This is a genomic window from Rhodobacter sp. NSM (assembly GCF_052244495.1).
In the GTDB taxonomy this organism is placed as follows: Bacteria; Pseudomonadota; Alphaproteobacteria; order Rhodobacterales; family Rhodobacteraceae; genus Cereibacter_A.
The window spans coordinates 403,208-416,916 of sequence record NZ_JBQPXH010000002.1; the positions used below are offsets into that span (position 1 = coordinate 403,208).

Consider the following 13,709-nt stretch of genomic DNA (forward strand, 5'->3'; position numbering starts at 1 on the left):
ACGAGCTGCAAATGCCTGCGCAGCCGCATGGTCGTGTCTATGGAAAGCACGATAGCACGGTGATTGTTCCCCGCCCCGAATTTTTTTGTGACCGCAGCAAAAAGCACTCGCCATGACGGCAGCGCGGCGTATCCTTTCGAAGTGACCCGGTGCCGGCATCTGCCGGTGGGCTTTTCCCTCGGCCGGGCGCGGATCTTGAAAGCAAAGGTTACCGGGATGAGAGGTTATATCCTGTCCGTGATCGGCGGCATGGTCCTGATGGCAGGGTCCATCGCTGCGATGTTTACGGCGGCTTCCACTCTCTGGCCCGACCAGATGCCACCCCCCTCGATCTCCGGCAGCGTCGCTACCGACGAGAAGCTCAAATATCTGCGGGAACGTGGGCCCGAGCCAGTGGATATACTGGCTATCGGTTCCTCGATCACCTGGAAGCATCTGGACGGCGCGCCCTTTGACAGGCCCGCAGGACGCTTCGTCAACGGGGGCACGGCCTACCTGCAGGTGAACGAGATCCGCACCTTCACCGGCTTCTACCTCGACCTCTATCCCGAGATATCGCAGGTCGTGATGCTGAGCGCGCTGCCCGACTACGGCACATGCACTGGCGACGGCGAGATCATGGATCTGGACAATGCCGCCGCATATGTGCGCGGCCGGGTGCCGGAGGCCTGGTTCTACATGCGCTACTTCGCGCCGCTCCGCTACGCCCTGCAGGCGCGCCGCCGCGCGGACCGGCTGAAGCCCTATGACGCCTTCGGTTACTGGCTGGACCGGCACGGGACGACGCCGTCCATGCTGCCGACGGAAGTCGGTTACGACCTGCGCTACGACGCGATCGCGCTGGATCCGGCCTGCCTCGAGGCCCTCGAGGGGTTGAAGCAGGACCTCGCAGCCCGCGGCGTGGAGTTCACGATGGTCATGACGCCGGTAGCGCCGCGCTATTCGGACCTGCACCCGGCCACCACCCTTGCGACCAGACGCATCGAGGCCTTCGCGCGCAGCCGGGGCATCCGGGTGCTCGACTACTTCGGCGATCCGTCCTATCAGGATGTGGATTTCTGGGACGCGTTCCACATGCAGTGGCCCGCCGCACGGAGACTCTCGCGCGAGGTGGCAGACACGTTGCTCTGACATTCCTTTCCGAGCCGGCCGCCCGGACCGCGCCACATTTTCCGGGCTTCATTGACATCGAAGACGCTTTGACAGGAGCATTTGCATGAAGGCCGTATTGCTTGCGGGTGGCTATGGAACGCGGTTGAGCGAAGAGACGGGCATCGTGCCCAAGCCTCTCGTCGAGATCGGTGGCCGGCCCATCCTCTGGCACATCATGAAGATCTATGCCGCCCACGGCATCACCGATTTCGTGATCTGCTGTGGCTACAAGGGGCAGATGATCAAGGATTATTTCCTCAGCTACTTCCACCGGAACAGCGACATCACCATCGACGTGCGCAGCAACCAGATCGAGCTGCACCGTCCGGTGTCCGAGCCCTGGCGCGTGACGATGGTCGATACCGGGCTCGAGACGATGACCGGCGGCCGGATCAAGCGCATCCGCGAGCATATCGGCGACGAGGCCTTCTGCCTGACCTATGGCGACGGCGTGTCCGACATCGACATCGGCAAACTGCTGGCCTTCCACAAGGAGCAGGGCGTGATCGGCACCGTCACCGCCGTCCGCCTGCCGGGCCGCTTTGGCGCGCTGGACCTCTCGGAAGGAACCCGCGTCAACCGCCTGCGCGAGAAGAGCATGGCGGATGGCCAGACGATCAACGGCGGCTTCTTCGTACTCGAGCCCACGGTCTTCGACTACATTGAGGGCGACAGCACCGTCTGGGAGGAAGAGCCCCTTCAGGGTCTGGTCAACGACGGCCAGCTTGCCGTCTATCGTCACGACGGGTTCTGGCAGAACATGGACACGCTCCGCGACAAGACGCTGCTGCAGGGCATGTGGGACAAGGGCAAGGCGCCCTGGAAGATCTGGGAGTGAGCTTCCCGCTCTCCGCCGGCCAGGGCTGGCGGAGAGCCGTCGCACCTTAAGCCGCGAGCGCGGTCCTGACCCGGATGTGCCGTTCGCGTGCGATGATCCCCTCCGCCGGATCGGCGGAGGGGAGGACCCTCACCACTGCAGGCTTTCGGCCTGCCGCTTCGGCAGGACAGCGAGGAACCGCAACGGCATGGCCGGCACCAGTCCCGGATCCAGCGTCGCAAGCTTCCAGGTGAGGGACAGGCTCGGCACCCGCCCCTGCATCAGCGACCGGAGGAACAGGTAGCTGTAGGCGCGCCGGTAGCGCCGCACGCGATCCGCCACCGTCTTGCGGTCCGAGGCCGAAAGCGAAAGCCTGCGCTCCACCGTGTGGAAGAACATCAGCATGTAGCCGGTGCGATCGACCACCTTCGTCGACTTCCAGTCGAACGCGTCGAAATAGACGTTCACGCCGCGACCGCAGAGAACGTTCATCTTCCAGGACACCACCGCACGCGCGCCCGCCTCGATGAGCGAGAGCCAGAACAGCTGGTCCTCGCCCGCATTGCGCAGCAGCGGCTCGAAGCGAAGGGACTGCACGAAGCTCTGCCGCACCACCACGGTCGAGGTCTGGCTGAGGTAGGTGTCCACGGACGCCGCCATGATCGACGGCTGGTCGAAGGCCAGGATCGGGATCTCCGGGTCGAGCACCGTCACGCCCCCGTGCCGCTCGCCCCGCATCCGGCGCAGCGCGGGCGTGCGCTCGAAATAGGTGATGTCGTCTTCGGTGCGCTGATGATCGCAGAAGTGGAAGTCATGGCCGCGCTCGAGCAGCGCCACCGCGTCCTGCAGATGCGTGGGCTGCCAGATGTCGTCCGAATCGAGGAAGGCGACATAGTCGAACCGGTCCGCCGCTACGGCGTCGAGGCCCGTGTTGCGCGCGGCGCCCGGGCCGCCGTTCTTCTGCTCGATCAGCCTGACCGGAACGCGGCCCTGCCGCGACTCGATCTCGGATCGCGCCGGAACGGGCGATTCGTCGTCGATCACGAGCACGGTGAGGCTGCACCCATCCGGAAGGATCTGGGCGTCGACCGAGTCGAGCGCCCGTGAGAGTATCCCGCCTTCCCGCTGGAAGAAGGGGATGATGACCGCAATGTTCATGCTGAAAAGCCTTGAAAAGTATCGGATCTCAATCGGTTCGGGGTGGCCCGCCGCCGGGGCGGGTCATGGGCCGTTGCCCGGCAGCTGAACCGCTGCAGTGTCGATTTTAGACAAAGAGGCTTGTCCGAGACAAACGCTTTTCAGAGAAGGGTCAGGCATGACCCCGGCGCCGGCGTGGAAGCGCCGCATTCCACGGAAGGTGCCGCGCGGGCAGGGCGTGCTGCGCCCGTCGCGTGGCCGGCTGGTGCCGATCGTGTCCGCCTGCCGCGACGTTCCACGCCGCGATCCCATCCGCTCTCGGCTTGCGCTTCGTAGGTGGGAACCGCCTCGTCGCGCCGGCGCCTCGCAGGTGATGCGGACGGCGGGAGCAGCCGTGTCCGGGTGCCGCCCTGCCGACGACCGAGGCGGAGCCGCTTCAAGGCCCCACCTCAGATTGCGGTCGCCGAGGCGCCTGACCCGCCGCCGCCGGCCGGTCTCGCAGCGCATGTCGTAAAGCCCGGAGCGGCGGGATCCGCGTCAGCTGTTGTTGGGCGTGGCGGCGAAGACGGCGGCGACGAGGCCGCCCACGACGAGGCCGACGAACCAGTGACCGCCGGCGAAGGCGAACATGATGCCCACGCCGACGAAGATGACGGCGGCCATGATCAGGCGAAAGGCGAATTCAGAGACTTCGGGCATGTTTGCCTCCTTACAATGCAAGCTGGGCCAGACCTCACCGTTGCCGCCAGCGCGGGCTTGCGTCAAGCCGCAGGGCGACGCATCCGGCCATGGGCGACATCACGCCGCGACCCGTCACGCCTTCGTGGGTCGAGCTTCCCTGCCGGAGGCGGCCTGCCTAGCTCCGGGACGGTGGCCTTGCGCTGCGTCCGGGACATGGTCGACGCCGGCCGCAGCGCCCGAACCGCTTGCGAGGCGGAAGGCGCGCAGCGCCAGCAGGGCCGGATCGCCCCCGGTCAGGGGGGAGCCGCGGGGACACGCGGCATTAACGAAGAGCGACGGGGCGGAATGCCCCGGATGACGAGCAGGAGAGAGCAATGACTTATCCATTCCGGGACCGTGCAGAGGACTGGGCGCTCTGGCTCACGCGGCAGCGGTCCGCCACGGGCACGCCGGGCGAGGTGGCGCTGGCCCGGAAGCTGGCGGACCGCATCGCCGCCACGCCGGCGGTGGCCGGTGCCGAGGTCTGGACCTTCCCTTGCGACGACCTGCTCGGCCGGAGCTGCTGCGCCGCCCTCGTTCGCGGGAGCGGAAAGGACACGCTGCTTCTGACCGGCCATTACGACACCGTGGCCGATGATGATTACGGCGACCTCCAGCCCGTCGCCTGCGAGCCCGAGGCCCTGCAGGGCGCGCTGCTCCGGCGCCTCGCCTCGCCCCGGACGCGTGCCGAGGCGCTGGCGAAGGCGGATCTCGAATCCGGCGACTTCGTGCCGGGTCGCGGGCTTCTCGACATGAAGGCCGGGTTGGGGGCGGCGCTGGCGGCACTCGAAGCCTGGGCCATCCGGCCGGACCGGCGCGGCAACCTGCTTTTCGTTGCCGTGCCGGATGAGGAGGTGACCTCGGTCGGGGCGCGCGCGCTGGCTTCGGCCCTGCCGCAGATCGAGGCCGACAAGGGACTGAGACTGCTTGCCGCGGTCAATTGCGACTGCGTGACGGACGAGGGCGACGGGAGCCTCGGGCAATGCGTCGCAACGGGCAGCGTCGGCAAGCTGCTGGTTACCGCGCTCGTGGCCGGCGTGCCCGCGCACGCAAGCCAGCCCTACGAGGGCCTGAACGCGGGCGCCATTGCCGCGGCGCTCGTGGCTCGGGCGGAATGGGCGCCGGAACTCGCTGACGGGACGAACGGGGCGGCCGGCATCCCGCCCGTGCTGCTCAGCCTGCGCGACGGGCGCGAGCGCTATGACGTGACCACGCCGGGCACCGTGTTCGCGACCTGGAACGTCCTTTCGCAGGGGCGGGCCGCCGTTGAAACGCTCGCCGCTTTCCGCGCGATCGCGCTTGAGGCCTCGGCCGGGTTGGTGGCCGCGCTCGCGTCGCGACAGGAGGCCATCACGCATCGCCCCGCGGCCCTGCCGGCCATATCCGTATCCACTCTCTCCGACCTCGTGCAGAGCCTGCCGTCCGAGGCGGCGGCGCGGCTGGCCGACCTCGGGCGTGGTCTTGCGGCAGAGGGTCATTCCCTGCCTGACCAGAACCGCCGCCTTGCCGAAGAGGCCTGGCGGCTCTCGGGCCGGGCAGGCCCCGCCATCCTGCTGGGCTTCGGCGCGCTGCCCTATGTGGCCGTGCAACTCGGCACCGGCGAAGGCGCGATGCAGTTCCGGTCCGCAATCGACCGCGCCCGGGCGGCGACCGAGGCAGCCCATGGCTGCCGCATCGGGACGATGCGCTTCTTTCCCGGCATCTCGGACCTGTCCTTCCTCGGGGAGGGTGATGCATCCGACCTGCCGGTCATCGGCGCCAACACGCCGGCCTGGAACGCCACGGGCTGGGACGGGCGCATCGCGAACCTGCCGGCCGTGAACATCGGTCCGTGGGGCCGTGCCTATCACACACCGCTCGAACGGGTTCATGCGCCCTATGCCTTCGGCGTCCTGCCGGACTTCCTCCACGGGATCGCTGCCGAGCTGCTGGAACCGGCCGATGGTGCGTGAAGGCGGAGGGTCCGTTCTCCGCCGCGCGTCTTCGGGCCGGCCGTCGATCATGGCCGCGCCCGGCAGGGATCCGGTTGGCGCCTGAAGCGGCCGGCCGCCTGCGGCCGTGGGTCGCAGAAAGGCGCGGAACTGCCTGTCAGGAAAGGCGCGATCACGCGCCGAAGCGCCCGTCGCCACCGGAATTCGGCCGCGGTCTCGCGATTTTCGGTGAACCGGAACCCGCCCTTGCGCGTTGCCCCATGTTCGCAACTTCGCCGGAGGCCCCATGCATCAACCTGCCCTGCACCCCGAGCATGATGATGGCGCAGCCTTCCTCCGGACGGCATTGCGCGACACGCCCGAGGAGTGGGCGCTCTTCCTCGACATCGACGGGACCCTCGTGGACATCGCAGAGCAGCCGCACGACGTGCGGGTTGCGCCCGACCTGCCCCGGCATCTGGCAAGCCTCTCGGACCGGATGGGCGGGGCGCTCGCTCTCGTCACGGGGCGCCGCGTCGACTGGATCGACGCCAGTTTCAGCCCGCACCTCTTTCCTGCCGCCGGCCTTCATGGTGTCGAGCGCCGCCGCGCCTCGGGAGAGCTGGACCGCGCCGCGCTGACCCCCTCTCTGAACGCGCTGCGCAAGGATCTCGGGCGGCGGACGGCGCGGATGCCGGGCGTGCTGCTCGAGGATAAGGTGGCGGCCGTGGCCCTGCACTATCGGCAGGCTCCGGAGCGCGAGCCCGATGTTCGCGCCATGATGGAGATGGCGCTGAAGGTGATGGGCGACGGCTGGGTGCTCCAGCACGGCAAGATGGTGGTGGAACTTCGTCCCGCCTCCGCCAACAAGGGGACGGCGATCGAGGCCTTCCTGTCCGAGCCGCCCTTCGTGGGCCGTCGGCCGGTCGCAGTCGGGGATGACGTCACCGACGAGGAGATGTTCCGGGTGGCGAATGCCCGCAACGGAATTTCGGTCCGCATCTGCGAAACGGAGGCGCCGACACTGGCCGGCGGACGACTTGCATCTCCGCAAGCGCTTCGCGACCTGCTGGCGGAGTTGGCGGCATGAGCCGGCTCGTCGTCGTCTCCAACCGCGTGCCCCTGCCGGACGAACGCGGCACACCGCCGCCGGGCGGGCTGGCCGTGGCCGTGCATGCGGCGCTGCGCAAGAACGGCGGCATCTGGATGGGATGGTCGGGCCGCTCGACCGGCGAGGAAGAGCCGCAGGGCCTGACCACGCTCGAGCAGGACAGCATCAGCTACGTGCTGACCGACCTGTCGCAGGCCGACCTCGATGAATACTACAACGGTTTCGCCAACAGGGTGCTCTGGCCGATCTTCCACTGCCGGCTCGACCTTGCCGAATATGCCCGGCAGGAGATGGCCGGCTACTTCCGCGTCAATCGTCTCTTCGCGGACCGGCTGGTTCCTCTGCTTGAGCCTGACGACGTGATCTGGGTGCACGACTACCACCTGATCCCGCTCGCGCAGGAACTCCGCAAGCGCGGTGTGCGCAACCGGATCGGCTTCTTCCTGCACATTCCCTGGCCCCCTGCCGACATCCTGACCGCGCTGCCCGTCTACGAGATCATCATGCGTGGCCTTGCGGCCCATGATCTCGTGGGCTTCCAGACCGACTACGATCTCGACAATTTCGTCGGATGCCTGCGCCGCGAGGGGTGGGGCGACTGGTCGGCGCCGGGCTGGCTGACGGCCTTCGACAAGGAGGTGGCGGCGGCGGCCTTTCCCATCGGCATCGAGACCGACGACTTTGCCCGGCTGGCGGCGAAGACCGACGGGCTCGAGCTCGTCACGGACATGCAGCAGAGCCTGAACGGCAGCGCCCTCATGATCGGCGTGGACAGGCTGGACTACTCGAAGGGGATCGAGGCCCGGATCGATGCCTTCGAGCGATATCTGACGCGCAATCCCGATCAGGCTGGCAAGGTGACGCTGCTTCAGGTGGCGCCGCATTCCCGGTCGGACGTGCCCGAATACCTGGAGATGCAGGGGCAGGTCGAGTCGCATTGCGGACGGGTCAACGGCGCGCATGGCACGATCGACTGGGTGCCGATCCGCTACGTCAACCAGTCGCTGACCCGTCCCACTCTGGCAGGTCTCTACCGGCTTGCGAAGGTGGGTCTGGTGACGCCCCTGCGCGACGGGATGAACCTCGTTGCCAAGGAATACGTCGCCTCTCAGGATCCTTCGGACCCCGGGGTGTTGGTCCTGTCGCGCTTTGCGGGCGCGGCGCGCGAGCTGGACGGCGCGATCCTGATCAACCCCTACGACACCGAGCAGACCGCCAGCGCTATCGGCCGCGCCCTTTCGATGCCGCTGGACGAGCGGATGATGCGCTGGAGGAAGATGATGGACCATCTGGAAAGCCACGACGTGATCTGGTGGTGCCGGACCTTCCTCGACGCACTCCGGCACGCCCCCGTAGACAATGGTGCCCTCACCGTGGACGACACGGCCTGAGATTTACGTCGTGTCCCCGGACAAGAATTGCGCGTGACATGAAGCAGCGTCCGCCCCGAGGCGGACCTGCCCGCGTGATCCAGTCCACGCGCCGCCGCGCATGAGGGGGATTCACGGGTAAGGGCTTCAGATGATGAGGGGCCGAGCGCGCCCGATGACTGCTGGAGTTGCCTCCGCCCTCGCCCTCTGTGCGACGCAGAAGACGTCCTGCCTTGGCTGACCTTGCGGACATCCGGGGCGCGGCCTGCGGCGGGGAATACCTTCTTGAGCTTCGGAGCCCATCTTCTGCATAGACCCGAGCCCCCGCAGCGACTGGGCCGCGCCGCTGCACGATCTCTGAACCGCCCTCAGCCGCGCGGGGCAGCCAGGGCGCGCACTTTCTCCTGCCCTGCGACCATCCCCGGCAGCAACTCGCCAGCGGTGTCCCGAAGCGCGCCTTCCTGACCGGCGGTGGCGAAGCCCTGATAGAGCGTCACCTCTTCGTCGATCACGCGCCTCTGGCCTGCGAGATAGAGATCGTCGAACAGGTCCCCATCCGCACCGCGCAACGTCTGCGCCTCTGCCTCATGGCGCGGCGACATGCGGGGCGTAATGGGCAGGGAATCCTGCTCCGCGGCCTTCATGAGCCGCTCGGTCGTCTGTTTCCGCTCGTTCAGCACGGCCTGCGCGAAAGCACGCACCTCCTCGTTCCGGGTGCGCTCCAGCGCGGTCTCGCTGGCCTCCACGCCAAACAGGGCCGAGGACACAGCCATGCCGGCGAACACCTGGGCGTCGTCGATCACGACGAGCGGCGGCCCGACCGCATCGGACTGCGAGAAGGCCACTGGCGTGGCAAGAAGCAGCGCCCCTAGGGCAAGCGGCACAAGTCTCATCGTTCGGCTCCGGAGTCTCTTCATTGACTTTCGCACGCGGCGAGACGTCAACAGTCATGGCCGCACACGAGTTCCGGCAGTCGGAGGATCGGCAAACCGCCGCCGATATGGTCGCCACCCTGCAGCAGGATGCAGGGCGACGGGAACAGCACGTCCTGTCCGCCGTTGCCACCTCGACAGGCGCGGCGTCGGCACGAACCGCAGCCGCCCCGCCACTCGTCAGGATCACCTACTCGCCAGGAGGCAAGCGTGCCCGCGAAGTCCAAGGCCCAGCAGAAGGCTGCCGGAGCCGCCCTCTCGGCGAAGCGCGGCGACACGAAGAAGAGCGACCTCAAGGGAGCCTCCAGGAGCATGGAGAAATCCATGACCGAGAAGCAACTCGACGAATTGGCCTCGACCCCGCGGAAGGGCAAGCCGGAACACAAGTCCGGCTGACACGCGCGACAGAGGCCCACGCCGCGCCGTCGCTCCCCGGCGCGGCGTTCTTGCGTATGCAGGCCGTATCCCGTCACCGAAGTCCTTGCGTCCCCGGAGCCATGCGCACCGAAAAACGAGTTGTCTGCACGGCAAGCCGCGGTTTCCCGCTTCGGGAAACGCTGCGTGGAGCAACAGGGCGTGGCGTGGCCGAGGCGCCTGCCGGGTCAGGACCGAAGGAAACCCAGCATCCGTCGCTCGTCGCTGCGCAGGTCGGGCAGGTCCGCGGGTGTCACCACCGCCAGCTCCTGAACGCGCTGGTCCGGCTTCAGGTCGGCAAGGCCGAGGATGCGGGGATGGATGTAGGAGGTGCGGCTGATCGTGGGCGTGTTGTGGAGCCTGTCGGCCGCTGCTTCCGCCATCATCTTGACCGTAAGCTTCCCTTCGGCTTCGCGTGCGGCGGCGAAGGCGGCGAGCGATCCGCCCCAGGTCCGGAAGGTCTTCGCGCTCGCCCCGGCGAGGCCCGTCGCCTCGGCGAGGTACTCGTTCACATGATGCGAGGCCACGCGGCGCACGTGCCCCTCCTCGTCGATCCAGGTGAAGAGGTTGCGCCCTGGCAGGTCCTCGATCTCCTGAAGGATCCGGTGGAGTCGGCGGTCCTTCAGCACCTGCCGCACCCGCTTGCCGCCCTTGGCGCGGAAGTCCAGCCGCACCTCGCCCTCGCGCAGCTTCACATGGCGCGAGAGCAGGGTGGTGGCGCCGAAGGTGCGGTTCTCCTCGGCGTAGGCGGAACTGCCGACACGCAGCCAGGTCCGGTCGATCAGCATGGTGAGGGCGGCGAGCGAGAAGGCGAGTTCGCCCGCCTCCGCCCGCAGGTCTCGGGTCACGCGGCGGCGGAGCTGCGGCAGCGCCTCGCCGAACGCCGGCAGCAGGGCGTATTTCGCCTGCGACCGCCATGCGCCCCAGTCGGGATGATAGCGATACTGCTTGCGCCCCCGCGCGTCGAAGCCCGTCGCCTGCAGGTGCCCGTTCTCGACCGGGCAGATCCAGACGCGCTCGTAGGCCGGCGGCACGCCCAGCTTCGCGACCCTGGCCTTTTCCTCGGCGTCGAGCAGCCGTCCGTCCGGACCGCGATAGACGAAGCCGCGGCCACAGCGACGCCGGCTGATGCCGGGATTGGCATCAGTGACATAGACCAGACCTCGGGGCACGAGCGCCTCGCTTCCGTCCGCCATCCGGACAAGAACGCAGCCGTCCTTCACCTTCCGCCCCTCCTGCTGCCGCATCTGCGAAGAATGCCACCGACTTTCCCGCCCGCGCCGCGCCGTTGCGGGCCCGGCCGTTTGGCGTCGCCCTCAACCGGCGGAACGGGTGCGGGTTCCCGGCGTTGAAGCTCCAGTCCGGCATCCGGGCCCGGTGGGCCCTGCCCGGCTTGCCAGCCGCCGCAGCGCGACCTATTCCGGCAGGCAGCCGGCTCGACAGAAGGTTCTCCCTTGCCAGACCGCGTCTCTCCTCTCGCGCCCTTCCGCCTGCCCACCTACCGCAACCTCTGGATGGCGAGCATCGTCTCGAACTTCGGCGGGCTGGTGCAGGCCGTCGGTGCGGGATGGATGATGACGGAACTCACCCATTCGGCGGCGATGGTGGCGCTGGTGCAGGCCTCGACCACGCTGCCCATCATGCTCTTCTCGCTGCCTTCGGGCGCGCTGGCCGACAGCCTGAACCGGCGGCGCCTCATGCTCACGGCGCAGGTGTTCATGCTGACCGCCTCCGCGGGGCTGGCGCTTGCGGCGCTCGCGGGGCTGCTGACGCCCTGGCTGCTCCTGACCTTCACCTTCCTGATCGGGGCGGGCGTGGCGCTGCACAATCCGTCGTGGCAGGCCTCGGTCGGCGACATCGTGCCGCGCAGCGACCTGCCCTCGGCGGTGGCGCTGAACAGCATGGGCTTCAACCTGATGCGCAGCGTGGGCCCGGCCCTCGGCGGCCTCATCGTCGCTGCCGGAGGCGCGGCGGCCGCCTTTGCCATCAACGCGGCGAGCTACCTGCCGCTCGTCCTTGCGCTCTTCCTCTGGCGGCCGGACTACGCACCCCGCCGCCTGCCGCGCGAGGCGCTCGGCTCGGCCGTGGCGGCGGGGCTCCGCTACGTCTCGATGTCGCCCGTGCTGCTGAAGGTGCTGTTCCGCGGCTTCCTCTTCGGCCTGGCCGCGGTGAGCCTCCTCGCGCTCCTGCCCATCGTGGCGCGCGACCTCGTCGGAGGCGGAGCCTTCACCTACGGGATCCTCCTCGGCTGCTTCGGCGTGGGCGCGATCGGAGGCGCGCTCTCGGGTGCGCGCCTGCGCGAGCGCTTCCAGAACGAGACCATCGTGCGCGCGGGCTTCGTGACCTTCGCGCTGGCGCTGACCGGCATCGGCCTCTCGCGCGACCTCTGGCTGTCGGGCCTCGTGCTGCTGCCCGCCGGCGCGGCCTGGGTGCTGGCGCTGTCGCTCTTCAACGTGAGCGTGCAGCTCGCCACGCCCCGCTGGGTCGTCGGCCGCGCGCTGGCCCTCTACCAGACCGCGACCTTCGGGGGCATGGCGGCGGGCAGCTTCCTCTGGGGACAGGCGGCCGAGGTGGGCGGCGTGGCGCAAGCCCTCTTCGGCGCGGCGGGCGTGCTGGTGATCGGGGCGCTCGCCGGCCTCAGGATGCCGCTACCGGCCTTCGGCATGCAGGACCTCGATCCGCTGGGCCGCTTCGTGGAACCGCGTTTGCCCGTCGACCTGCGGATGCGGTCGGGTCCGATCATGGTGACGGTCGAATACGAGATCGAGCCCGCGAATGTGGACCCTTTCCTCGCCGCCATGGCGGATCGGCGGCGCATCCGGATCCGCGACGGCGCGCGGCAGTGGGTTCTGCTGCGCGATCTGGAGCGGCCCGGGATCTGGGCCGAGAGCTATCACGTCGCGACCTGGGCGGAATACCTGCGCCACCACGAACGGCGGACGAAGGCGGATGCCGAGGTGACCGACCGCCTGCTCGCGCTGCACCGGGGCCCCGAGAAGCCAAGGGTGCGCCGCATGATCGAGCGCCAGACGGTGCCGCTGCACGACGACCTGCCGCTCAAGCCCGAGGATCTGTCCTGAGAGCGGGGGCGCTGCCCCCGCACCCCCGGGATATTTGGACGAGAATGAAGGGGCCGGCGGGCCCGGGCTCAGCCCATCCGTTCCGAGGCGTGGGCGCCGGGGGATGCGGGGAAGACAACCGTCTTGTTGCCGTTCAGGAAGACCCGGTGATGGATATGGGCGTGGATGGCGCGCGAGAGCACCGATGCCTCGACGTCGCGGCCGAGGCTCACGTAGTCGTCCGGGCTCTGGGCGTGGGTGATGCGGACCGTGTCCTGTTCGATGATCGGGCCCTCGTCGAGATCGGCCGTGACGTAGTGCGCCGTGGCGCCGATCAGTTTCACGCCGCGCTGGTAGGCCTGCTTGTAGGGGTTGGCGCCCTTGAACGAGGGCAGGAACGAGTGGTGGATGTTGATGATCCGGCCGGACATCTTCGCGCAGAAGGCATCCGACAGCACCTGCATGTAGCGGGCAAGCACCACAAGCTCTGTCCCGGTCTCTTCGACCAGCGCCAAGAGGCGCGCCTCGGCCTCGGGCTTGTTGTCCTTCGTGACCTTGATGAGGTGGAAGGGAATGTCGTGGTTCACGACCAGCTTCTGGTAGGTGAGGTGGTTCGAGGCGACGCCGACGATGTCGATGGGCAGCGCGCCGATGCGCCAGCGGTAGAGCAGGTCGTTCAGGCAGTGGCCGAAGTTCGACACCATCAGCAGGACCTTGATCTTCTGCGCGCTGTCGAAGATCTGCCAGTCCGCCTCGAGGGTCTCGCCCACGGCGGCGAAGTCCGCGGTGAGCCCGTCAAGCGTGGCGCCGGTCTCGGACTGGAAGCCCACGCGCATGAAGAAGCGCCCGGTCTCCTGATCGTCGAACTGCGCCGAGTCGGTGATGTTGCAGCCGTGGTCGGCGAGGAAATTCGAGATGGCGGCGACGATGCCCCGGCGGGTCGGGCAGGTGACGGTGAGGACGAACTTCGGCATGGGGCTCCCTCGCATTGGTCTTTCCGAAGGGGCTATAGCGCCGGGGCCTGCGCGGCACATCACAAAGCGACCTAGGGCGCGCGAAATCTGACATCGGGTCGCAGGCTGGGCAG

Annotated in this window: 12 protein-coding genes; 7 read left to right on the top strand and 5 right to left on the bottom strand. The window is 68.3% G+C overall.

What is annotated here, in order from left to right; all coding sequences use genetic code 11:
• Nucleotides 1-216 precede the first annotated feature (216 nt).
• A complete protein-coding gene (locus ACTVZP_RS06420) occupies nt 217-1,131 on the top strand; it encodes a hypothetical protein (RefSeq protein WP_443211287.1) in 915 nt (304 codons plus the stop codon).
• A gap of 85 nt (nt 1,132-1,216) precedes the next feature.
• Nucleotides 1,217-1,990, top strand: a complete 774-nt coding sequence (rfbF, locus tag ACTVZP_RS06425) for a glucose-1-phosphate cytidylyltransferase (protein ID WP_443211288.1) — start codon at nt 1,217-1,219, stop codon at nt 1,988-1,990.
• A gap of 129 nt (nt 1,991-2,119) precedes the next feature.
• Here the strand turns inward: rfbF and ACTVZP_RS06430 are convergent, their stop codons facing one another.
• Nucleotides 2,120-3,127 (bottom strand): glycosyltransferase family 2 protein, encoded by a 1,008-nt coding sequence (locus ACTVZP_RS06430; protein ID WP_443211289.1) that lies wholly within the window; start codon nt 3,125-3,127, stop codon nt 2,120-2,122.
• 516 nt (nt 3,128-3,643) lie between these two features.
• Nucleotides 3,644-3,805, bottom strand: a complete 162-nt coding sequence (locus tag ACTVZP_RS06435; RefSeq protein ID WP_443211291.1) for a hypothetical protein — start codon at nt 3,803-3,805, stop codon at nt 3,644-3,646.
• Nucleotides 3,806-4,161: 356 nt separating this feature from the next.
• On the opposite strand from ACTVZP_RS06435, the gene ACTVZP_RS06440 reads away from it, so the two are divergent.
• From ACTVZP_RS06440 to otsA, 3 genes are all read left to right on the top strand, one after another.
• Nucleotides 4,162-5,778, top strand: coding sequence for a M20/M25/M40 family metallo-hydrolase (locus ACTVZP_RS06440; RefSeq protein WP_443211292.1), 1,617 nt, complete (start codon nt 4,162-4,164; stop codon nt 5,776-5,778).
• A 265-nt stretch (nt 5,779-6,043) separates the two neighbouring features.
• Nucleotides 6,044-6,826 (top strand): trehalose-phosphatase, encoded by a 783-nt coding sequence (gene otsB, locus ACTVZP_RS06445; protein WP_443211294.1) that lies wholly within the window; start codon nt 6,044-6,046, stop codon nt 6,824-6,826.
• Nucleotides 6,823-8,238 (top strand): alpha,alpha-trehalose-phosphate synthase (UDP-forming), encoded by a 1,416-nt coding sequence (gene otsA / locus ACTVZP_RS06450; RefSeq protein WP_443211296.1) that lies wholly within the window; start codon nt 6,823-6,825, stop codon nt 8,236-8,238. The genes otsB and otsA overlap by 4 nt, the downstream gene beginning before the upstream one ends.
• Before the next feature lie 347 nt (nt 8,239-8,585).
• Here otsA and ACTVZP_RS06455 read toward each other — a convergent pair whose 3' ends face one another.
• On the bottom strand, nt 8,586-9,110 hold the full coding sequence (locus ACTVZP_RS06455; RefSeq protein WP_443211297.1) for a DUF4142 domain-containing protein: 525 nt from the start codon (nt 9,108-9,110) through the stop codon (nt 8,586-8,588).
• Nucleotides 9,111-9,359: 249 nt separating this feature from the next.
• On the opposite strand from ACTVZP_RS06455, the gene ACTVZP_RS06460 reads away from it, so the two are divergent.
• Entirely contained in the window at nt 9,360-9,545 is a 186-nt protein-coding gene (locus ACTVZP_RS06460; protein ID WP_443211298.1) for a DUF3008 family protein, read from the top strand.
• Nucleotides 9,546-9,751: 206 nt separating this feature from the next.
• On the opposite strand, the gene ACTVZP_RS06465 is transcribed toward ACTVZP_RS06460, so the two are convergent.
• Nucleotides 9,752-10,786 (bottom strand): DNA topoisomerase IB, encoded by a 1,035-nt coding sequence (locus ACTVZP_RS06465; protein WP_443211299.1) that lies wholly within the window; start codon nt 10,784-10,786, stop codon nt 9,752-9,754.
• A gap of 231 nt (nt 10,787-11,017) precedes the next feature.
• Here ACTVZP_RS06465 and ACTVZP_RS06470 point away from each other — a divergent pair, with 231 nt between their 5' ends.
• Nucleotides 11,018-12,643 carry an MFS transporter gene (locus tag ACTVZP_RS06470; protein ID WP_443211300.1) on the top strand — a complete coding sequence of 542 codons (1,626 nt, stop codon included), beginning with the start codon at nt 11,018-11,020 and terminating at the stop codon, nt 12,641-12,643.
• 68 nt (nt 12,644-12,711) lie between these two features.
• Here the strand turns inward: ACTVZP_RS06470 and purU are convergent, their stop codons facing one another.
• Complete coding sequence (gene purU, locus ACTVZP_RS06475) at nt 12,712-13,596, bottom strand: formyltetrahydrofolate deformylase (RefSeq protein ID WP_443211302.1); 885 nt, start codon at nt 13,594-13,596, stop codon at nt 12,712-12,714.
• Nucleotides 13,597-13,709 lie beyond the last annotated feature (113 nt).